The 21,764-nt window shown below is 58.5% G+C and carries 19 protein-coding genes; 4 read left to right on the plus strand and 15 right to left on the minus strand.

What is annotated here, in order from left to right; genetic code table 11:
* Positions 1-5 precede the first annotated feature (5 nt).
* From leuA to JJB09_RS08345, 4 genes are all read right to left on the minus strand, one after another.
* The gene (gene leuA, locus JJB09_RS08330) at positions 6-1,715 is read right to left on the minus strand and encodes a 2-isopropylmalate synthase (protein ID WP_201655961.1); all 1,710 of its coding nucleotides are present in this window, start codon (positions 1,713-1,715) and stop codon (positions 6-8) included.
* 344 nt (positions 1,716-2,059) lie between these two features.
* Positions 2,060-3,259 (minus strand): benzoate/H(+) symporter BenE family transporter, encoded by a 1,200-nt coding sequence (locus JJB09_RS08335; RefSeq protein ID WP_201655964.1) that lies wholly within the window; start codon positions 3,257-3,259, stop codon positions 2,060-2,062.
* Positions 3,260-3,345: 86 nt separating this feature from the next.
* Complete coding sequence (locus tag JJB09_RS08340) at positions 3,346-4,248, minus strand: alpha/beta hydrolase family protein (RefSeq protein ID WP_246748623.1); 903 nt, start codon at positions 4,246-4,248, stop codon at positions 3,346-3,348.
* Between the two features lie 263 nt (positions 4,249-4,511).
* Positions 4,512-5,099, minus strand: coding sequence for an ATP-dependent Clp protease proteolytic subunit (locus tag JJB09_RS08345; protein ID WP_201655967.1), 588 nt, complete (start codon positions 5,097-5,099; stop codon positions 4,512-4,514).
* Between the two features lie 292 nt (positions 5,100-5,391).
* Here JJB09_RS08345 and JJB09_RS08350 point away from each other — a divergent pair, with 292 nt between their 5' ends.
* The gene (locus tag JJB09_RS08350; RefSeq protein WP_201655970.1) at positions 5,392-5,961 is read left to right on the plus strand and encodes a HupE/UreJ family protein; all 570 of its coding nucleotides are present in this window, start codon (positions 5,392-5,394) and stop codon (positions 5,959-5,961) included.
* A gap of 47 nt (positions 5,962-6,008) precedes the next feature.
* Here the strand turns inward: JJB09_RS08350 and queF are convergent, their stop codons facing one another.
* From queF to JJB09_RS26605, 4 genes are all read right to left on the minus strand, one after another.
* Positions 6,009-6,473 carry a preQ(1) synthase gene (gene queF / locus JJB09_RS08355; protein WP_201656805.1) on the minus strand — a complete coding sequence of 155 codons (465 nt, stop codon included), beginning with the start codon at positions 6,471-6,473 and terminating at the stop codon, positions 6,009-6,011.
* Between the two features lie 26 nt (positions 6,474-6,499).
* Positions 6,500-7,402, minus strand: coding sequence for a cation diffusion facilitator family transporter (locus JJB09_RS08360; protein WP_246748624.1), 903 nt, complete (start codon positions 7,400-7,402; stop codon positions 6,500-6,502).
* Between the two features lie 157 nt (positions 7,403-7,559).
* Positions 7,560-9,749: an anthranilate synthase gene (locus JJB09_RS08365; protein ID WP_201655976.1), complete on the minus strand. Its 2,190-nt coding sequence runs from the start codon at positions 9,747-9,749 to the stop codon at positions 7,560-7,562.
* Positions 9,750-10,004: 255 nt separating this feature from the next.
* Positions 10,005-11,666, minus strand: a complete 1,662-nt coding sequence (locus JJB09_RS26605; protein WP_246748625.1) for a M10 family metallopeptidase C-terminal domain-containing protein — start codon at positions 11,664-11,666, stop codon at positions 10,005-10,007.
* Positions 11,667-11,859: 193 nt separating this feature from the next.
* Here JJB09_RS26605 and JJB09_RS08375 point away from each other — a divergent pair, with 193 nt between their 5' ends.
* On the plus strand, positions 11,860-12,621 hold the full coding sequence (locus JJB09_RS08375) for an extensin-like domain-containing protein (protein ID WP_201656811.1): 762 nt from the start codon (positions 11,860-11,862) through the stop codon (positions 12,619-12,621).
* An 82-nt stretch (positions 12,622-12,703) separates the two neighbouring features.
* Here the strand turns inward: JJB09_RS08375 and JJB09_RS08380 are convergent, their stop codons facing one another.
* From JJB09_RS08380 to JJB09_RS08390, 3 genes are all read right to left on the minus strand, one after another.
* The gene (locus JJB09_RS08380; protein ID WP_201655980.1) at positions 12,704-14,383 is read right to left on the minus strand and encodes a formate--tetrahydrofolate ligase; all 1,680 of its coding nucleotides are present in this window, start codon (positions 14,381-14,383) and stop codon (positions 12,704-12,706) included.
* 169 nt (positions 14,384-14,552) lie between these two features.
* Positions 14,553-15,482: a bestrophin family protein gene (locus JJB09_RS08385; RefSeq protein ID WP_201655983.1), complete on the minus strand. Its 930-nt coding sequence runs from the start codon at positions 15,480-15,482 to the stop codon at positions 14,553-14,555.
* Positions 15,483-15,577: 95 nt separating this feature from the next.
* Positions 15,578-16,474 (minus strand): COG3904 family protein, encoded by an 897-nt coding sequence (locus JJB09_RS08390; protein ID WP_201655986.1) that lies wholly within the window; start codon positions 16,472-16,474, stop codon positions 15,578-15,580.
* A gap of 246 nt (positions 16,475-16,720) precedes the next feature.
* Here JJB09_RS08390 and JJB09_RS08395 point away from each other — a divergent pair, with 246 nt between their 5' ends.
* A complete protein-coding gene (locus JJB09_RS08395; RefSeq protein ID WP_201655989.1) occupies positions 16,721-17,251 on the plus strand; it encodes a TIGR00645 family protein in 531 nt (176 codons plus the stop codon).
* 465 nt (positions 17,252-17,716) lie between these two features.
* Positions 17,717-18,526, plus strand: coding sequence for a helix-turn-helix transcriptional regulator (locus JJB09_RS08400; RefSeq protein WP_201655992.1), 810 nt, complete (start codon positions 17,717-17,719; stop codon positions 18,524-18,526).
* Between the two features lie 65 nt (positions 18,527-18,591).
* Here the strand turns inward: JJB09_RS08400 and JJB09_RS08405 are convergent, their stop codons facing one another.
* The 4 genes from JJB09_RS08405 to choW form a co-directional block, all read right to left on the minus strand.
* Entirely contained in the window at positions 18,592-18,909 is a 318-nt protein-coding gene (locus JJB09_RS08405; protein WP_201655995.1) for an ArsR/SmtB family transcription factor, read from the minus strand.
* A 112-nt stretch (positions 18,910-19,021) separates the two neighbouring features.
* Complete coding sequence (locus JJB09_RS08410) at positions 19,022-19,771, minus strand: HugZ family pyridoxamine 5'-phosphate oxidase (RefSeq protein WP_201655998.1); 750 nt, start codon at positions 19,769-19,771, stop codon at positions 19,022-19,024.
* 56 nt (positions 19,772-19,827) lie between these two features.
* A complete protein-coding gene (choV, locus tag JJB09_RS08415; protein ID WP_201656001.1) occupies positions 19,828-20,862 on the minus strand; it encodes a choline ABC transporter ATP-binding protein in 1,035 nt (344 codons plus the stop codon).
* Complete coding sequence (gene choW / locus JJB09_RS08420; RefSeq protein WP_201656004.1) at positions 20,859-21,734, minus strand: choline ABC transporter permease subunit; 876 nt, start codon at positions 21,732-21,734, stop codon at positions 20,859-20,861. Before choW ends, choV begins: the two co-directional genes overlap by 4 nt.
* Positions 21,735-21,764: the final 30 nt, after the last annotated feature.

The following is a 21,764-nucleotide window of genomic DNA, read 5'->3' on the forward strand; positions in this document are numbered from 1 at the left end:
GGGGCTCATTTGCTTGTGTCGTTGATCATCAAGTTGATTGCCGAGACGATGGCTTCGAGCGAGGCAGCGACGATGTTGGTGTTGATGCCGGCGCCGAAAAGCTTGCCCTTCGGCGTGTTCATCTCGACATAGGCGATCGCGGCGGCATTCGATCCGTGCTGCAGCGAGTGCTCGGAGTAGTCGTTCACCGAGATCTCTGCTCCGAGATAGATCGACATGGCGTTCATGAAGCCATCGATAGGGCCTGTGCCCTTGCCTTCGATGCGCTTGGTTTCGCCATTGTCGGTGATCTCGGCCGCGAGGATCCGCACACCCTTGTGGTCGACGTCCGGATAGGTGTGGTGATCCACGAACTTGAAGCGGCCCTTCGGCTGGTCGACATAGCGCTCGATGAAGCGCGCGTGGATGGCCTTGGACGGAAGCTCCTTGCCCTCTTCGTCGGTGATCCGCTGGATGTCGTCACGGAACTCCACCTGCAGATTGCGCGGCAGGTTGATGCCGTAGTCTTCCTGCATGATGTAGGCGATGCCGCCCTTGCCCGACTGCGAGTTGATGCGAATGATCGCTTCGTAGGTGCGGCCGACATCCTGCGGATCGATCGGCAGGTACGGCACTTCCCATAACGGCTTGTTGGCCTTCTTCAGCGCCTTCATGCCCTTGTTGATCGCATCCTGATGCGAACCGGAGAACGCGGTGTAGACCAGTTCGCCGACATAAGGATGGCGTTCCGGGATCGGCATCTGATTGGAATATTCGTAGACGTCCTTCATCCGCTCGATGTTGGAGCAGTCGAGCTGCGGGTCCAGGCCCTGCGTGTACATGTTCAGCGCCAACGTCACGATATCGACATTGCCGGTACGTTCGCCATTGCCGAACAGCGTGCCCTCGACGCGGTCAGCGCCCGCCATCAGCGCCAGTTCGGTCGCCGCAATCGCCGTGCCGCGGTCGTTGTGCGGATGCAGCGAGATGACGAGGTTTTCGCGGTTGTCCAGCTGTCGGCACATCCACTCGATCTGGTCGGCATAGATATTCGGCGTTGCCATCTCCACCGTCGACGGCAGGTTGATGATCAGCTTGTTGTCGGCGGTCGGCTTGACCTCGGCGATGACAGCGTTGCAGATTTCCAGCGCAACATCGAGCTCGGTGCCCGTAAAACTTTCCGGCGAGTATTCGAAGCGGAAACCGCCGCCGGCCTTCTCGGCCATGTCGGTGATCATCTTGGCCGCATCGACGGCAATCTGTTTGATGCCGCCGACATCCTTGGCAAACACCACGCGGCGCTGCAACTCACTGGTGGAGTTATAAAAATGCACGATCGGCTTGTTGGCGCCTTGAAGCGCTTCGAATGTCCGCGTGATCAGTTCAGGCCGGCACTGCACCAGCACCTGCAGCGACACATCATCGGCAACGTTGCCCTGCTCGATGCACCAGCGGGCGAAATCGAAGTCCGTCTGCGAGGCCGACGGAAAGCCGATCTCGATTTCCTTGAAGCCCATGTCGAGCAGGAGCTGAAACATGCGCGACTTGCGATCGTGGCCCATGGGATCGACGAGTGCCTGGTTGCCGTCGCGCAGGTCCACCGAGCACCAGATCGGTGCCTTGTCGATGATCTTCGACGGCCAGGTGCGGTCCGGCAGCGCGATCTGGCCATAGGGCTGGTACTTGATGGCGGCGTCGGACATGCCGTTTTTGACGGAATGAGTCTTCATAATCATGATCTTGTCTTCACCTTGGACCAATTGGCTCCGCTGATATCGTCTTTGCTTTGGTTTGACGACAGGAATCTCAGGCGAGCCAGGAGAATTTCGGGATTTTCGGCTTGGGATGAGGAGCGCTTCAGGCCTGGCAGCTTTTTCGGCCGCCGGGCGCTCCTCAGCGAACCCGGCAACCGCGCGTAAGGCCGAGGAGAAGAAGCGATGCAATGGCGCGCGAACGGTCCAAAGGTGCCTTATGGCCCTTCGCCGAATTTTCGCAAATCTGTGCGCCTGCTCTGATCATGAAACGGTTTATAGCTTCACGCCTTGAAGGGCGCAAGGGCCCCTGCCCTGTTCTTTGGCGTTCATTTTGCTTTCGGCCTGCCCTTCATCCGCCGCGCGACGGCGGCAAGTCCCATCACGGCGCCGCCCGCCAGCAGTCCCCAGAAAGCGCCGGAGATGCCGCCGAAGGAGATACCGGAGGCGGTGACGATAAACGTGATCGCTGCCGCTTCACGGCTTTCGGCATCCTTGAAGGCCGCCATGGCCGATCCGGAAAACGCCGCCACCAGCGCCAGGCCGGCAACTGCTTCGATCAGGATTTTCGGCGCCAGTGCCACGGCGGCAGTCACTGCCCCGGCGAGCAGCCCAAGGATAACATAGCCGATACCGCAGATCACCGCCGACCAGTATCGGCGCTTCGGGTCGGGATGCGCATCCTCGCCCGCGCACATGGCGGCCGTGATGGCGGCAAGATTGACGGCATGGCCGCCGAACGGCGCACTCAGCAGTGAAAAAATCCCGGTCGCTGTAAACAACGGGCCGGGCGGCGGCTCGTAGCCATTGACGCGCAGCACGGTGATCCCCGGAATGTTCTGCGAGGCCATGGTGATGATAAACAGCGGCAGCGCAATCGAGATCAGCGCCGCCCAGGTGAATGCCGGCAGCACGAAGATTGGTGACGGCATCAGGGAGTCGCCGACATGGGCCAACGCATCCGGTTCTATGTTGATGCCGAACACCAGAACCAGAACGAAGGCAATCAACGCTGTTGGCACAGCCAGCAGCCGGTTGACAGCGCCGCCCACGAAGAAGGCAATCACAATCGGCAGCCCCAGCCATGGATTGAACGCCACAGCCTTCACCGGCGCGAGACAAAGCGTGATCAGCACACCCGCCAGCATGGCATTGGCCAGTGGCGCCGGTATGGCTTGCACGACGCGATTGAGCGGGCGAAAGAGCCCGGCGGCAACGATCAGCAATGACGAGACGAGAAAGGCGCCGACCGCCACAGCAAAGCCACCGTCGAGCGTACCCACGCTTGCCAGAAACGCCGCACCGGGTGTCGACCAAGCTATCGAAATCGGCATCCGCTTCCATACGCTCAGCACGATACCGCAGAGACCCATGGCGATCGACAGCGCCATCAGCCCGGAAGCTGCCTCGGCATCAGTCGCCCCGGTGGCCTTTATACCTTGCAGAACCACGGCGAATGACGAGGAGAAGCCAACGAATGCGGTCAGCAGCCCCATCAAAAAGCTTTGCGGCGAAAGATCCCTGAGCATCGGCAAACCGTCCGGAACATATGGCTGGAGGTGATTTGAAAACGGCCGCTCCAGGGAGCGGCCGCGATAGGAAATTTATGTCAATATCAAAGGGTGCTGGCAAACCACTCCGCGGTTTTGGCGATCACGCCATCAGCCATTCGCTGGTCCGATCCCAGGACGCCATAGATATGATCTCCCTCGGGCACGATCATGACTTCCTTGTTTTGGCCCTTTGCCAACCCTTCAAACCGATCCGGATAGGCGGCCGAGAAATCCTTGGCGCCGGCGATTGCCAGATAGGCGCCGGAATAGCTGGCGATTGCATCGTCAAGCTTGTACTTGCCGAGGCTCTCAAAGAAAGCCTGCTTGAGCGCGATGGTCCGCCAACCAAGATCGAGCCCGACGACGCCGTCGTCCTTGGCGCGATCGAATGCCTTCTGGCCGAGCGAGCTGACGAAATCGGTCTGGAAGTCGCCCACCGACGACCACGTCACCAGCGATTTCACATCCCCCTGCGAGCCTGACGCCAGCAGTGTCGCAATGCCGCCACCCAGGCTGAAACCAAGCACTCCAACGCGGGTCGGGTCTACACCTTCGGTTTTCCTCAGCGCGGCAAATGCGACCTTTGCGGCATCCAGTTGCTGGTCCACGGTCGTGTCTCCGGCATCGCCCCCGCTCTTGCCGAAGCCGGGAAAGTCGATGCGGATCGACGCGATGCCCTTGTCGGCGAGCGCGCGCGCGGCGCGCGCATACATGCCGCCGACTTCATCCTTGGAACTGCCGAAGCCGTGCAGCATCAGCACAGCAGGAACAGGCCCGGAATGGCTGGGCATATTCAGGGTCGCGGAGATGCCGCCGTCGAGGGTCAACGCGCTTTCATCGGCGAGCGCAACCATCGGGGAGACGATGGCCGCGAAGGCCGCGACAGCGAGGGAGCAGGCTTTCCGGCTAAGTCTCGGCACGCGGAAAATCGGCCACCCGGCCACCGGCATCATGATTTCCAACATACGCGTCTCCTGTCTGTGTCATCCAGGCGCACGATCCCTCAAATCACAACCAGATCAGCGAAAGGATCATGCGCAAATTCAATAGCTGCAGGGACCCTTTGCGCGTCGATGTCGACGCACAGCAACCCACCGGCGGCGGAGACTAGGAGGAATTTGCAGCCGTTACAAGGCAGTAGCGGCGTGAGAATTGACGTGATCACAAATGAAATACCCCCGGAGCCGGGCTCCAGGGGTATCTTGCAATTTCCGAACTCAAGCCGGCCTTAGATGTCGGCCTGCGACGAGATGATGCGCGACACGAGGCCGTAGTCCTTGGCCTCCTCGGCAGAGAGCCAGTAATCGCGATCGGTGTCCTTGGCGATCTTTTCGACCGACTGGCCTGTGGCCGCGGCGAAGATCCTGTTCAGGCGGTCGTTCATGCGAATGATCTCGCGCGCCTGGATCTCGATATCGGACGCCATGCCGCGCGTGCCACCGGAGGGTTGGTGCAGCAGGAAGCGCGTGTTCGGCAGGCAAAGGCGCTGTTCCTTCGGAACGCTGACGAAAATCAGCGCGCCAGCGGACGCCACCCAGCCCGTACCGATGATATGAACCTTCGGCTTGATGAACTTGATCATGTCATGGATGGAATCACCCGATTCCACATGACCGCCCGGAGAGTTCACGAAGAGGCGAATGTCATCGTCGGACGCTGCCGCAAGGGCCACGAGCTGCGCGCAAACCTTGTGCGCCAGTTCCTGCGTGATGCCGCCATAGATGAAAATGGAACGCGACTTGAAGAGATTGGACTCGATGTCCTTACCCATCGGCGCCTCGGTCTTCTTTTCCTTGTCGTCGTCTTCGTCGTTCATCCAATTCTCCAGATTTCGAACCTATTGGCCTTGAGATAGGCCGACTCACATTGAAAAACAATGCAACAAAACGCGAATAAGCGAAACGGGTGAATTCCCGGTAAAGCGTTACCGGCTCGATGCTCGGGCGCCAGCTGATCTGCACAACAATACGGCATTATGTGCGCCAGTCTAAAATATCAGCAGAAAACTGACCGCTCCCGCAAGGCTCATATGGACAGCCGGCAATCGGCAGCGTTAGAAATGGTCGGCAATCGGTTCGCCGGCCATAGATGACATCCAGGGGCATTTGATGTTCAAACGTATTTTGATTTCGCTCGGCATATTCCCAGCCACTGCTGTTTCCGCATTTGCGCACCTGGATCCCACCGAGCACGGCTCGTTGCTGGCAGGCCTCACTCATCCGCTATCGGGCGCGGACCATTTGCTTGCCATGGTCGCAGTCGGCCTGTGGGCGGCACAAGTCGGTGGAAAGGCACGGTGGGTCATCCCCTCAGCATTCGTATCCGTCATGGCCGTCGGCTTCGCCCTCGCACTCGCCGGAGCGCTCCTGCCCTTCGTTGAACCGGCGATCCTCGCTTCCGTCGTCGGGCTTGGCCTGCTCGTCGCCCTCGCCGTACGCCTTCCATTGGCTTCTAGTGCCACCATTGTGGGCGCCTTCGCCCTTTTCCACGGCTACGCCCATGGCGGCGAACTCGGGACCGCTGCGGCCGCCAGATTTGGCACGGGTTTCGTGATCGCTACCGGAATCCTGCATGCAGTGGGCATAGGGCTCGGAGCTCTGGCGGGCCGTCATCAGATCATCGGCCGCACGCTTGGCGCACTGACCGTCATGGGCGGCGCCTATCTGATCTTTGCTTGATCAAGCAAAAGCCGGCCGGCATTGCGCCGACCGCTCACGTTGTCGCGTCATCCCCGCCCGCGATAGGGCGGAACTCCCTGATCGGGAAGCCACAAGCCTTCCGGGGCAGCACCGGTCTGCCAGAACACATCGATCGGCATGCCCCCGCGCGGATACCAATAGGCGCCGATGCGCAACCACTTCGGCTGCAGCAGTTCGACGATCCGCTTGGCGATATCGAGTGAGCAATCCTCGTGGAAAGCGCCGTGATTGCGGAAGGAATGGAAGTAGAGTTTCAGCGACTTGGACTCCACCAGCCACGCATCCGGCACATAATCGATGACGATGTGGGCGAAATCGGGCTGGCCGGTCATCGGGCAGACGGAGGTGAATTCCGGCATGACGAAACGCACGACATAATCCGTGCCCTGGTGGCTTGCGGGCACCCTTTCGAGGATCGCCTCTTCGGGGCTGGAAAACGCCTTGGTTTCGGAGCCAAGCTGGGTGAGATTGGAAACGTCAGTCTTGGGCATCATGCCACTACCTCTGAAAGATTGGACTACTGCATCTTGACGCGTATGCCGTGGGCTTTCTCGCCTTCAGGCTCGACATGGATGACGCATTGCGCGCCCGGATGCACCTCATGAATGGCTTCTTCAAGGCGATCGCAGATGTCATGCGCCTCGAGCACCGTCATCCCGGCCGGCACGACCATGTCGAAGACGACGAAGCTGACCTGCCCCGCACGGCGGGTGCGGAAATGATGAACATTCAATGCGCCATAGCCATGGCTGGCGATCGCCGATTTGATCGCTTCCTCATCGACCTCATCGACGGCCTGGTCCATCAGCCCACCGATCGAATGCGAGATGACCTTCCAGCCCTGATAGAGGATGTTGAGGGCGACGACCATTGCCATCAGCGGATCGAGAATCGCATAACCGGTGGCGAGCGCCAGCACGAGACCAACCAGCACCCCCGCCGATGTGACGACATCGGACCAGATATGCTGGCCGTCAGCGGTGAGCGCCGGAGAACGGTGTTTTCTGCCTGTTCGAATCAGCACACCGGCCCAGATCGCGTTGATGACCCCGGCCGCCGCATTGATTGCCAGACCCAGAACCGGCGCTTCAGGCAGGACAGGATGCCACAGGACCTTCGCCGCTTCTGACACGATCATCAGCGCGGCGACAACGATCAGCACACCTTCGATAACCGCCGAAATGTATTCCGCCTTGTAGTGGCCGAAGGGGTGATCATGATCGGCCGGCTTGGCCGCGTAGCCGACGACCATCCAGGCGACGATGGCGGCGATGACGTTCACAGTCGATTCCAACCCGTCGGAAAGCAGCGCTACTGACCCCGTCACATACCAGGCCACGAGCTTGAGCCCCATGACGGCAAAAGCCAGCGGAATGCCCCAGAAGGCAATGCGCCTGACCGTCGTGTTTGCCTGAACCATTGTCGTCGCCCCTTCACGCAAATGCGAATGAATAGCAAAACCCTGCATTTTCAACGCGAAACCGCGCGAACGGAGGGCCGTTCGCGCGGTTTTTGATGAGGTTGCTATCGGCTAATTTAGACCGAAGGTCAATATGCCAATTGTCTCATTACACAGTCTATGCCGCCTTCACCTTCGCCCGCTTGGCAAGATGCGCCACGACGTTCTCGATCATCCGCATGCCGGCGTCCGAGCCGAGCGTCATGATCGATTCCGGGTGGAACTGCACCGCTGCCACCGGCTCCGTAGTGTGCTCGATACCCATGATCGTGCCGTCTTCGGCTTCGGCGGTGATCATGAACTCGCGCGCCAGAGTGGCGGGGTCGGCAAAGATCGAGTGGTAACGGCCGACAGTGACTTCCTTGCCCAGCCCGGAGAAGACGATGCCCGGCTCGAGCACCCGGATGCGCGAGGGCTTGCCGTGCATGGGAACGGCGAGATGCCGGAGTTCTCCGCCGTAGGCTTCGGCAATCGCCTGCAGGCCCAGGCAAACCCCGAAGATCGGCAGGTTGCGCGCCCGCGCCTTCTTGATCGTCGCCTTGCAATCGAAATCGGACGGCGAGCCGGGTCCCGGCGACAACACGACGAGATCCGGCTTCATCTGGTCGAACACCTCTTCCGCCACCGGGCTTCGTACCGTGGTGACGGTTGCACCCGTCTGGCGGAAATAGTTGGCCAGCGTATGTACGAAAGAGTCTTCGTGGTCGACGAGCAGGATGTTGACCCCCTGCCCGACCTTGGCGACATCACGTTTGGTCATGGAAGCATTCCCAGATCTGGCATCGCGGATCGCGGCGATCATCGCCGATGCCTTAAGTTCGGTTTCGGCCTCTTCGTCCTCGGGGATCGAATCGTAGAGCAGGGTCGCCCCTGCCCGCACTTCCGCGATCCCGTCCTTGATGCGGATGGTGCGCAGCGTAAGACCGGTGTTCATGTCGCCATTGAAGCCGACCCAGCCGATCGCGCCGCCATACCAGACGCGCGGGCTGCGTTCGTTGGCCTCGACGAAGCGCATTGCCCAGAGTTTTGGCGCGCCGGTGACGGTGACGGCCCAGGCATGGCTCAAAAAGCCGTCGAAAGCGTCCATGTCGTCGCGCAGGCGGCCTTCGATGTGATCGACCGTGTGGATCAGGCGCGAATACATCTCGATCTGGCGACGGCCGATGACCTTGACCGAGCCCGGCTCGCACACACGGCTTTTGTCGTTGCGGTCGACGTCCGAGCACATGGTCAGCTCGGACTCGTCCTTCTTGGAATTCAGGAGCTTGAGGATTTGCTCGCTATCGGAGATCGCGTCGTCACCGCGCTTGATGGTACCGGAAATCGGGCAGGTCTCGATGCGGCGGCCCGACACCCGCACGAACATTTCCGGCGAGGCTCCCACCAGAAATTCCTGGTTGCCGAGATTGATGAAGAACGAATAGGGCGACGGATTGACTGCCTTCAGACGCCGCGAGATCGCCGACGGCTTGGAATCGCAGCGCTCCATGAACTTCTGGCCGGGAACCACTTCGAACAAATCGCCGCGGCGAAAACTTTCCTTGGCCCTGGTAACCAGTTGCGCATATTCGCCGGGATGATGATCGCCACGTGGCGGAATGGTGTCGGTCGACTTGAAGGGTTCGGCAGGAATATCGCCAGCCTTGCCGAGCGTCGTCCTGCCATCCCGAGCAAACTCATAGCGGTCGATCCATGCCTTGGCGGAATAGTTGTCGACCACGAGGATCTCGTCGGGCAGGAACAGCACCATGTCGCGCTGGTCTTCCGGGCGCTTGAGCTTGAGCTCGATGGCGTCGAACTGGAAGGCAAGGTCGTAGCCGAAAGCGCCATAAAGGCCGATCTGCGCATCCTCGGGCGAATGAAACAGCGCCGTGATCGCCCGGAGCACCGTAAACACAGTCGGGATCTTCGAGCGTTCTTCCTCGGTGAACACCCGGCTGGGCTCGCTGACCCTCAGATCCAGACGACGGACCGTCCGGCCGCCGAGCGTGATATCGGCCACCGACTGCAGATGCTCGGTGATGATTTCGAGCAGCACTTCGCCGCGCTCGTTATAGGCTTCGATCCACATGTCGCGGCCGAAGGAGGAGATGCCGACCGGCGGATCGCAGACCGCCACGTCCCAGCGTGTATAGCGGCCGGGATACTCGTAGTTGGACGACAGCACCGCGCCACGGCGCTCGTCGAGCTTTTCGATGTAGCTGTCGATGGCGTCGGCATAGCTCGTCTCGCGCCGCGAGCGGGTGATCGTGATCCCGCCCTTGGTCACATATTGTTCGGACCCATCGTCCAGCACGCGCGTTCCCATTCCTCTACTCCCGTGTTGGCCCGAACCTCGCGCGGCCAGATACGAAAAAAGCCGCCTCAGATCGGGCGGCTTCCTGGTCGTGTCTTTTCACATGACTGGTCGAGGCCGCGTTTTCAGCGAGCCCACCACCATGCACCAATGTTCAAAGACGTGTTCATGGACACTACAAATACCGTAGTTTTCGCCGTTGACAAGGGGGCCGACGCATCGGCACCCCGAGATTCAGCAAGGCGTGTTGTACACGACACAGCATCATCAGAAGGCGAAGTAGAAATCGATCGGGCTCATATCTGCGATCTGATGACCCTTGATGCGCAACTGGTCGCTGCCGACCGTAATTACAACATCTCCGCTGACCTCGTCATTGGTCATGTGGTTGTCAACAAGATCCTCGAAGTCCACCACTCCGGACAGCCCACTCAGGTCGATGGTATCGGTACTCCCATCGAAATCGGTAATCGTGTCGCTCCCGTGGCCGGTCGAGAAAAGAAAATGATCGTATCCAGCGCCACCGGTAACCACGTCATCACCCGCGCCACCGACGAGCGTATCGTTGCCGGCCCCCCCGTTAAGCACGTCATTGCCGACACCGCCGACAAGTGTATCGTTGCCTGTGCCGCCATCAAGCGTGTCGTCGCCAATACCGCCGATAAGCGCATCGTCCCCAGTACCGCCATCAAGCGTGTCGTTGCCTGTGCCGCCGTCAAGCCAATCATCCCCCTTGTCGCCCAGCAGGGTGTCGGATCCTGCCGACCCCAGCAATGTATCTTCCCCACCGAGCCCGGCGAGCCTGTTGTCCTGTTCATTGCCCATCAACAAGTCACCGGCATTGCCACCGATTGCGTTCTCTATTTCCGCTCCGTTGGCGATGCTGAAGCCGCCATCGAGGCCTTTGTATCCCATTATGGTGTAGTCGAGAACCTGCGAGAAAAACCCACCGGCATGGTGCCATTCATTCATGATATCAGCCCGAAGAGCCTTGGACATCATAAGGTAGAAGTCCGACGCTTTCAGTTGCTGGAACAATTCCTGCAGATCGGCACTTATGTTGCGTGTATTGAGCGTGGCATCGTTGAGGTTGATCATGACAGCCCTGCCGGCACCCTCATAGTTGACAGTATCCTCGCCGCCGGAGTCCCATATGCAGTAATAGGCGCGCCCGATCGAAACATCGCCCTCGCGAAGGCTCATCGGCCCACCCTTGGGATTCATCAACGAATAGCTGGATGCACCTGCAGCGTTGGTTTCGGCGCCATAAAGCGCCTGGATCGATGCGACATCCAGCGCCATGAAGCTGACGGCATGGCCATAAGCGAGGCCATCCGATGCGCCGTTATAGGACATGACAGAATAGCGCTCGTTGTTCATGTATCGGCCTACGGTCGGGAGTGCAGGCAGGCCCCTCTTTTCCTGATGTGTATGCAAAAGCCCCAGCCCGTGGCCAATCTCGTGCAATACGGTCCAGTTGGCGTATTCGCCACCACCGGCTTCCGGCCGCGTGCGCATGTAAGAAAAGCCGCTGTTGAAGGCACCGATCGACCAGGCGTCCCTGCCTCCCGTTCCATCGTGAGTGGAATTGCCCGGAAACTCGAAGAAGCCTTCGAGATCGGCATTCGGCCTGTTGGCGCTGACAAGGACGTGCTCGGCCTGGCGGGCATTTCGCGTCTCGGAAAAATCGAGCGCAGTGACAGAGTCGATCATGCTGTACGCTCGTGTCGCCAACCTCTCGTAGGCAAACTGGGCGTCCGGCGTGTTGCCACCCATATAAGCGCGGAACGCACTGCGAAACTCGCCATCGAGCGCCAGCGAATTCTTCCCGCCGAAATAGTACTGAACGTCCGTCGCGTTCCAGATCTTGTTTCTCGTGATGGAGTCGAGCAGAGGAGCCAGATTGGGCTTCGTCGTCAAAGTTGCCATGTCAATCCCTTACCGAAATGTCCATTCAATTGTTTTGAGTCTTCGCGGGAAGGAAACTGATTTGCCGTTCATTTGCAAGCAGCGGATGCATTGAACCAAAAATGGCACTCTCTTTGCCCCAATGTTCGGAAACGATGAAACTCTCCCGTTTGAACGACGTTTAAGCCCTGATGTTTAATCCGAGGGTTTTGCGATTTTCAGACAAATTCCTGTTCTCCTCGCAGCAATCTCATTATCGACAGGAGTAACCCTGCCGGAACAGGGGCCGGTGCCGATCAGTCGGCCCGGTCAGGAAAAAGCACCGGCAGATCAGCCGGATGAGCGGCAGAAGGTGCCTGATGCCAGCAAACCCGACAGCCAGGTGGAAGTCGAAGAACCTGTCCAAATCCAGACAGAGGACCCAGCGCAGTTTGCCGCTTGTCTCGCCGACCTCAGGTCGCTCGGTGTCATCTTCGAGCAATCTGACCGCATCGACGATGGCAACGGCTGCGGTATTGACCTTCCCGTCACGGTCACCTCGCTGGGGAGCGGCGTTTCACTCAAGCCGAAAGCGCTGTTGCGCTGCGCGACGGCGCTGAAGCTTGCAGAATGGACTGCCCAAGCCGTCGTCCCTTCCCTGAAGGTAGCAAGGCCGAAGGAAACGCTCGCAGCGATCAATCAGGCATCCGGCTACGTCTGCCGCAACCGTAACGGCGCAAAGGACGGCAAGATCTCAGAGCATGCACGCGGCAACGCGGTCGACGTGGCGGGATTCACCTTCAGGAGTGGCAAGACCTTCTCCATCGAACCGCGCATGGAAGACTCGACCATGGATGGAGCATTTCAGCGCGCGATCACCGCAGCGGCATGCCTGCACTTCACCACCGTTCTCGACCCCGGCAGCGATGCAGCCCACGAAACGCATCTGCACCTGGATATCCTGCAAAGAAAAGGAGGCTACCGCTATTGCTGGTAGCCTCCTCATAGATCGCGGAGCGTTCCCCTTTCGGGGCATCCTCAGCCTTGTTGAGCCGAGAATGACCCCAGGAAGAGAAGTATCAGAACAGACCTTCGATCTGGCCGAGATCGTTGAGGAAGATGCGCTCCGACGAAGGCGACTTCGGCAGGCCCGGCATGGTCATGATCTCGCCGGTGACGACGACGATGAAGCCGGCGCCGGCAGACAGACGCACTTCGCGAACCGGAACCGTATGGCCTTCCGGCGCACCGCGCAGGTTCGGGTCGGTCGAGAAGGAATACTGCGTCTTGGCCATGCAGATCGGCAGGTGACCATAGCCCTGGTCTTCCCAGGCACGCAGCTGGTCGCGGACAGACTTGTCGGCGATGACTTCGCCGGCATGGTAGATGTCCTTGGCGATCGTTTCAATTTTCTGGAACAGCGGCATCTCGTCAGGATAGAGCGGCGCGAACTGCGAATGACCGGATTCAGCCAGTTCCACGACCTTGTTGGCGAGATCCTCGATGCCAGCCGAGCCCTTGGCCCAATGCTTGCAGAGCACGGCTTCGGCGCCGAGCGTTGCCACAAAGTCCTTGATCGCCTGGATTTCGCCTTCGGTGTCGGAGATAAAGTGATTGATACCGACAACGACAGGAACGCCGAACTTCTTGACGTTCTGGATGTGGCGACCGAGGTTGGCGCAGCCCTTGCGGACGGCTTCGATGTTTTCGCGGCCGAGGTCTTCCTTCTTGACGCCGCCGTTCATCTTCATCGCGCGCGCAGTTGCCACGATGACCGCTGCATCCGGCTTGAGACCGGCCTTGCGGCACTTGATGTCGAAGAACTTTTCGGCACCCAGGTCGGCACCGAAGCCGGCTTCGGTGACGACATAGTCTGCGAGCTTGAGCGCAGTCGTGGTGGCGACAACCGAGTTGCAGCCGTGGGCGATGTTGGCGAACGGGCCGCCATGCACGAAGGCCGGGTTGTTTTCGAGCGTCTGGACCAGATTCGGCTGCATCGCGTCCTTGAGCAGCACGGTCATGGCGCCGTCGGCCTTGATGTCGCGGGCAAAAACCGGGGTCTTGTCGCGGCGGTAGCCGATGATGATGTTGCCCAGGCGCTTTTCGAGATCCTTGAGGTCCATGGACAGGCAGAGAATTGCCATGACTTCGGAAGCAACCGTGATGTCGAAGCCTGCTTCGCGTGGATAGCCGTTGGCCACGCCACCGAGAGAGCAGACGATTTCGCGCAGCGCGCGGTCGTTCATGTCCATCACACGGCGCCAGGCAATGCGGCGGAGGTCGATGTTCTGCTCGTTGCCCCAGTAGATGTGGTTGTCGATCAGGGCCGAAAGCAGGTTGTGGGCCGAGGTGATGGCGTGGAAGTCACCTGTGAAATGCAGGTTCATGTCTTCCATCGGCACGACCTGGGAATAGCCACCGCCGGCAGCACCGCCCTTGACGCCGAAGCATGGGCCGAGCGAGGCTTCGCGAATGCAGACGATTGCCTTCTTGCCGATACGGTTGAGGCCATCGCCAAGACCGACGGTCGTCGTCGTCTTGCCTTCGCCCGCCGGCGTCGGGTTGATCGCGGTGACGAGAATCAGCTTGCCGCTCTTCTTCTCGCGCTGGGCGGCGATGAATTCGGCGGAAATCTTCGCCTTGTCATGGCCATAGGGCAGAAGATGCTCGGCTGGAATATTCAGCTTGGCGCCGATTTCCATGATGTTCTTCTTGTTCGCCGCGCGAGCGATCTCGATATCGGATTTCACCTCTGACATGAATGTAATGCCTCCCATTTGCCATTCAAAAGTTTCAGTACAGGAAATATACTTTCCTGAGGTATAAGCCAAATGTGGCCCGAAGCAAGCTCCAAAGCAGCGCCAAAGGCTGTCGCGGAGTGAACAATACGCAACTTTTTTGAGTTGGGTCCACTTTCCGCCCTGCTTGCTACATCAGAATGAAGGCGCGCGCCTGTGGCAAAGGCGGCAGATTGGTCTCGCCAAGCGACTCCCGGAGATTTATTTCGATCGTCTCCGCCATGGCAGAAATCGCCAGCCCGTTGGGAATATCGGCGAACGGCGCCTCGAGATGCTCACTGAGCGCATCCAGGCCGAAAAATGCGTAAGCCGCAAGCGCTGTGGCAAATGGCGTGGCCCAACCAAGCATGTCGGCAAAACCGAATGGCAGCAGAAAGCAGAACACGTAGGCCGTGCGATGCAGAAGCAGCGTATAGGCGAACGGGACCGGCGTATTGGACAACCGTTCGGAGGCAGCCTGCACCAGCCCCATTCGCGACAGCGTTCCATCCAGCGTCTGAAACAGGATGTCGCTGATCGCACCTGTGGAGCGCAGTCGAGCGAGTTCACGGCCCATAAGCCTCAACACGGCATCCGGCCTGTTGCGGCTGGCTTCGATTGCGGCCGCGTCATCGGCACTCAACCAGGAAGAGGAGTCGGAACGGCTTGCCGACGATGGTCGCAGGTGCCGGGCAAGCGCCCAAGTAAAGGCAATGGCGAGCCGCACCAGCCTGCCGCGACTTTCTATTCCATCGTGTCCGGGAATTGTTTCCAGCGCCAGACTTTGGCGCGCGAAGTTGCGGGTCAGGAAAATCAGTTCGCCCCATTGCTTGCGCGCCTCCCACCAGCGGTCGTAGCAGGCGTTGTTGCGAAAACCGAGAAAGATCGACAGCGCGATGCCAACGAGAGCGAACGGCGCCCCGTCGAACACCGGAACGAACTGTGGCCAGAGCCTGTGAGCGCCGACAACCGCGCAGGCGATGAGTGCTGTGCAGACGATTTGCCCGACAATATCGGGAATGATCGAGCCGCGGAGAATGAAGAAAAGCTGCAGGAAATTCGGACGCGGTCGAACGATCATGAAATAGGCCTCGATGTCAGCAATCGTCGCACTTTATCGCGACCGGCACATCCGGACGCTTATGATTGCGACGCGAATGGATCAATAAAGCGAGATCAATTTTGCACCGGCGGAGCCTGGGCCGTGACAACCGTTCTGGGCGCTGGATTTCTCATGATGCAATAGTCCGGCGCCCCCTTTTGCCCACAAACCTGCGGATCCACGACAAGGTCTCCCGCAGTGACCTCGGTGACGAGGCGCATCTTCAACATCTCGTCCGGCGACAACCTGCGAATCTTGTCGGGCGGCGTGGAAAGCATTGCATCGAGCAGCACCCTGTCGATACCCATGTCGCGGAAATAGGCGGTCAGCAGTTTGCGGGTGGATTTCGGCAGCGTGGTCGTGACCTTCGTGCCCGCCTTCTTCCGATTGACGATCTTGCGGCTGACGAGCTTGCGTTCGCCGTTCACGACCCGGAACCGCTCGCGATAGAATACCTTCTCGCGCTGATAGACCGTGGTGACTTGATGAACGCCGGTCATCGAGGCCGGATCGGAGAGCCGCCTTACGCCGCCGGCCAGCACCAGCGGGCAGGCCGACCAGCAAAATGCACCCTGAACAAGTGCCATTCCCCGGAATTCGCCCGGTAGTGGTCCGTCTCCCCTGCAGCCCTGGTCGCGCGGGCGGCAGCCGGCAAAGCCGGTAAAGCCGACTTGCACCACCATTTTTCGCTTGCGAACAATTCGCCCCATTTCAATTGCGGCATGGACGTTACCGCCAGGAGACACGATCAGCAGAGGCAGATTGCGTTCACCCGCCTGCTTCAGGACCTTCCTGAGGCGCGAAGGCGTCTTTGCATCGATCTGGCCCTCAGCATAGATCCATTCCGGACAATTGGGCTCGCAGAAACCTGCATTGCTCCGTACAATAGCAAAAACCATCGGTTCATCGAAAGGATTGACGGGCTTCTTGTCCGACGCCATCGCCACTGCCGAGATAGATAAGCAGACCATGAACACCGCCACCGACTTTCGGCATATGCAGAGCAGAGGGACGAGAGCTTCAAAAATGTTTTGCTTCACTTGCTGACCGGCAGACAGATACGCATGTTGGACCAGCGCCCACAATGTGTCGCCGGCGGCAAATATGCAAGACATGACATTAACCGGCGCATCTGGATACCGCATCGCAGCATTGCACTTCGCAAATCGGTTGGCTAAGAGAAAACAACCCGAAAACTGGAGTCAGGACCGCCACGAATGAAATCGCTCGAACTGTTTGTCGAACGCATCATCCTTTCCAGCCGCTGGATTCTCGTAGCCTTCTATCTGGGGCTGGTCGCCGCCCTGGCTGTCTATGCCGTTTCCTTTGCTTACAAATTCTGGAAGGTGGCACAGAATGTCTTCGCTTATGACGAAGCCGATATGATCCTTGCCATGCTCGGATTGATCGACGCCGCCCTGGTGGCGAGCCTGATCGTCATGGTAATGATCTCCGGCTACGAAAACTTCGTCAGCAGGTTCGACGAAGAAGGCGATTCCGATGTTTCGTTCCTGGGCAAACTGGATGCCGGCAGCCTGAAGATCAAGGTTGCCTCTTCGATCGTAGCGATCTCCTCGATCCACCTTCTGCAGGTCTTCCTCAACGTCAATCAGTACGAGACATCCAAGCTGATCATGCTGACCTCGATCCATTTGGCATTTGTGGTGTCGGCTCTATTCCTCGGGGTGCTGGAGCGCATCATGACTTCGCTCAAGGACAAGTCCAAGGAAGCAGACAAGGGGCTTTGACCCAGTCTTGCAGGCGCAGCCGGCACGCCGGCTGCTCGCTAAGGCAATAATGACCGGCCACGCCGTACGCCTGCGGCAAGAAACTCAACTATCCCCCCAGTCACTCGTGCAGTATTCCGCGGACATCGACAGCTCTTCTTCATTTATAACAACGAGGCCGGCTCCGCGCGGGATGGCGAAAAGACCATTTCCAAGTTCTGGCCTTTCGATATCATAAAAAACATTTGCAAAGACCGTATCGGTTAGCTAAAAATATTTAGTGTAGCTTCAATTTCATATAAAAACGATAAAAAAACATGTAAATCACAGCTATTGCAAGTACTGCATTTCATGCCCTCCGTGCCTATCAAGAAATAAATATGGAGAGCACTTCAAGTTCGGGAACAATACAAAAACGAATTCCCGGAATATTGGAGATGAATTCGCGTGCGACTGGGTATCTTGTGGCAGTATTTCCGCTGCTAGATGCCAAATCATGACAGCGGCGCGATACTTTTTTGGGGGGTGTACGGTGATTATAGTTGTGGTGCGTGCAAGGTGATGCGAAACTCGGGGGGAGAACGCCATCAGCACCTTTATCGTGCAATCGCGCAGGGCAATTCCAAGGCTGATCTGGCACTAGCGTTTTTTGAGCTGGCGTCCGCATTCGGCTTTTCTCACGCCAGCCTGATGATCATGCCTGCCAAGACCGACCGTACGATCGGCGCGCTGATTTTGGAATCGACGTTGCCTTTGCCGTTCTTCCAGAAGTTCGATCAAGTCTGCCCGGCGCATAACTGCCAGTATTTCCATGCGGCGCGCAGCTCCATTCTACCTGTGACATGGTCCCATCAACAGATCGCGAGGCAATTCATGCTGATGAATGCCGAGGAGCCGCCAGTGCTGGCGCTCTATCGCGAGTATGGCCTGACTGGAGGAATTCTGTTTCCCTTGTCCTCCATAGATGGAGCGCGTCATCTGATGCGCTTCGATGGCGATCGGGAGATGATGCAGCAGGAAGAGATCAACGATCTGGCAATGCTGGGCATGCACATATTTGAAGCCTACGATAGGGCCCGCTATCCGCTGCGTAACAATCCGTGCGGTTTGACAGAACGCGAACTGGACGTCGTAAGATGGAGTGCCACGGGCAAGACCTCTTCCGAGATCGGCCAAATCATGTCCCTGTCGGATCACACCATTAATGCTTACATGAACAACGCGTTCAAGAAGCTCGATTGCGTCAATCGTACGCAACTCGTCGCCAAAGCGCTCAGGATGCGCATCATCAGCTGATAAGCAGAGACCGTTGTGCTCGCATGCGGCTTGCCGGATCAAAGGTCCGGCGCCGCATCCCTTTTTCAGGCAGCGTTCTTGTTGAGTTCGGTATCGACGTAGATAGTTTCGAGAGCCGCAAGCAACGTGAGCACCTGTGATGAATTGCTCGAGTAGTAAATCGTCTGCGCATCGCGACGCGTCTTCACCAGCTTCTGAGCCCGCAATTTGGACAGATGCTGAGAAAGTGCCGACTGGCTAAGCCCAACCTGGTTGGCAAGCACGCCAACGGGAATTTCACCATTCACCAGGTTGCACAAGATCAACAGTCGTTTTGGATTTGCCATTGCCGAAAGCAAGGCAGCAGCCGGATTGGAATGTTCAGATAATTTCTTCATTTTCATTGCAATAAGTTCCCCGCAGCCATTGGCTGACCGTTCAATGAATTGCCCCACAGTCTTGATATTCAACGAAAAAATATTAACAAGCGAAATTGATGTCTGTACATTACTAATTTTAGCGTATGTCTTTTAGAATTCTTGAATACACATCAATCAGCGCGTTAGGATCCTCGACAGACGCGTCAAGTTGCACGCGAAATATTTTCTCCTTTCGCGCGAGTTCCACCCCTTCGACATCCACGCCGACGATCCGCCAATTATCTGTTTTTTCTTTGAAATAGTGCTTCACCAGTAAATCCGGAACTCGTTCTCCAAGCCCGTTGATCTGGTCAATAAAGTGCAACTCATTCGCTGCAATAGCGTGTGTAGCTTTGTTTCGTATCACAAGCTCTTCGCCTGAAATTTTATAAGCCTTTCCGAAACCACCGTTCATTGCTGCCGATTTTGGCACAAGTCGGAAGAATGAAAAATCGCCGAAATCAGCATAGAGTTTCGATTTGGGATGGCGATTGAGAAATCTTTGCCGAATGCGGACACGTGATTCGCTATCTTCAGCAACGCGTTCGGCCTCGGCAAGGACAGTCAGCCGCGGCCAGGCCAGCGGATCACCCCGGCCCGGCTCTCCGACCAGCAGCGAACAACGCGGGTCCGCCAGCACGGCTCTTGTATGGGTCGAAAGTTGAGAAGACAGCATGACGGGCACTCCGTCTGCATCGGTGGCGAGCAGCACCCGGCTGGCAAAGGGATAGCCGCTTTCCGGCTCGATGACCCCAAGCGCGCCGAAGCGCGCGCCCCTCAACAGTGTGCGTGCAAGTCGCAGGGCCTCGGCGTCAGTCGGCCGTATCGGAGATAGTCTGTCGGCCATGGCAACGTTCCGTTTGTGATGCCCCGCCGACACCGCCGGCGGGGCCATGACACGCTCTACATCTTGCGATGGCGAGTCAGGCCGTTGACGACGTCCTGCGCCGATATGACCCCAACGACATTGCCATTGTCCACCACACCGACCACGCCAGGCTGGCGCGCCATGGCATCCAAAACATCAACCAGTCGCGCATCGGGCGTGGCCGTACCGGAGACGGTGGCACTTAGATCGGTGCCAGGGCGCATCACATCGGCCGCCGTCAGCATGTTGATCGGGTTCAAGTTCTGAACGAAATCGGCGACATACTGATTGATCGGATTGCGCACAATGTCCTGTGGGGTGCCGCACTGGACAATGCGGCCGCCTTCCATGATGGCGATGCGATTGCCGATCCGGAATGCCTCATCCAGATCGTGACTGACGAACAGGATCGTCTTTTTCAGACGGCGTTGAAATTCGAGCAACTCATCCTGCAAACGCGTGCGGATCAGCGGATCGAGTGCCGAAAACGGCTCGTCCATCAATAGGATAGGCGCGCCGGTCGCAAAGGCCCGCGCAAGGCCCACCCGTTGCTGCATGCCGCCCGAGAGCTCCTGCACCTTTCGGTCGGCCCATTTCGACAGATTGACGAGTTCGAGCTGTTCGCCGACCCGTTTCTTGCGCTCAGGTTCGGATACGCCCGCCAGCTCAAGTCCGAATCCGACGTTTTCGGCCACAGTACGCCAGGGCAGCAGCGCAAACTGCTGAAACACCATCGATACGGTGTGCATGCGAAGGTCACGCAGATTTTGGCCAGTGCATTTATAGGGATTGGTTGTGTTGCCGCCGGAAAACACCTTGACTTCGCCCCGTACGACGGGGGCGAGAGCGTTGACAGCGCGCAGCAGCGTCGACTTGCCCGAGCCGGAAAGGCCCATCAGCACGAGGATCTCGCCCTCCTTGATGTCGAGCGACGCATTGGCGACGCCCAGCACCAGACCGGTTTCAGCACTGATCTCGTCGCGGGTTTTGCCCTTGTCGGCCATAGCAAGAGCACGGCCGGGATCGTTGCCGAAGATGATCGAGACATTGTCGAATTGAACCGCGGTCATGCAGACACCTCGTCATCGGAAGAACGGAAGATGCGATCGAGGATGATTGCAAGGATGACGATGCAGAATCCTGAATCGAACCCCTTGGCAATCTGCACGGAGTTGAGCGCTCTCAGGACGGGGACCCCCAGTCCCGGCGCGCCAACGAGCGCCGCGATGACAACCATTGAAAGCGACAACATGATTGTCTGGGTCAGGCCAGCCATGATCTGCGGTTGGGCAAATGGCAGCTCGACCTTGGTCAGTACCTGTTGCTTGGTTGCGCCGAAAGCCTCGGCGGCTTCCACCAGAGACGGCGGCGTAGAGATGATGCCGAGCCGCGTCAGCCGGATCGGCGCGGGAATAGCGAAGATGACCGTGGCTATCAGCCCGGGCACCATACCGAGCCCGAAAAGTATAAGTGCGGGAATGAGATAGACGAAGGTCGGAATCGTCTGCATCAGATCCAGAATCGGTCGGATGATCGAGTAGAGCCAGGGGCGGCGCGCAGCCGCGATGCCGATCGGAACGCCGACGACCATGGACACACCTGTCGCGGCCAGAACCAGCGCCAGCGTTTCCATCGTCTCCTTCCAATAACCCTGATTGTAGATCAGCAGCAATCCGAGCAGGGTGAACAATGTCACACCGACCGAGCGCCGAAAGTACCAGGCGATGGCTGTAAATGCGAGGATCACGAACAGGGGATAGAAATGGTCCAGCCCCGTCCCCTTCAGGTAGGGCGCCTGCAGGAGCGTCAGAATCCCGTTGATGGAGGAGCCGAGCACCAAGGCTATGAAATCGAAAAGCCCCTTGAAAGAGGTTGTAAGCCAATCGACGACCGTCTTGGCCCCCGCCCCGATCGGGATTTTATATTGCGTCAGCCAATCCATGAATCTCCCCCGCGCTCGAAAGCGTCACCA

This window comes from Phytoamicus setariae (assembly GCF_016722925.1).
Lineage (GTDB): Bacteria > Pseudomonadota > Alphaproteobacteria > Rhizobiales > Rhizobiaceae > Rhizobium_E > Rhizobium_E setariae.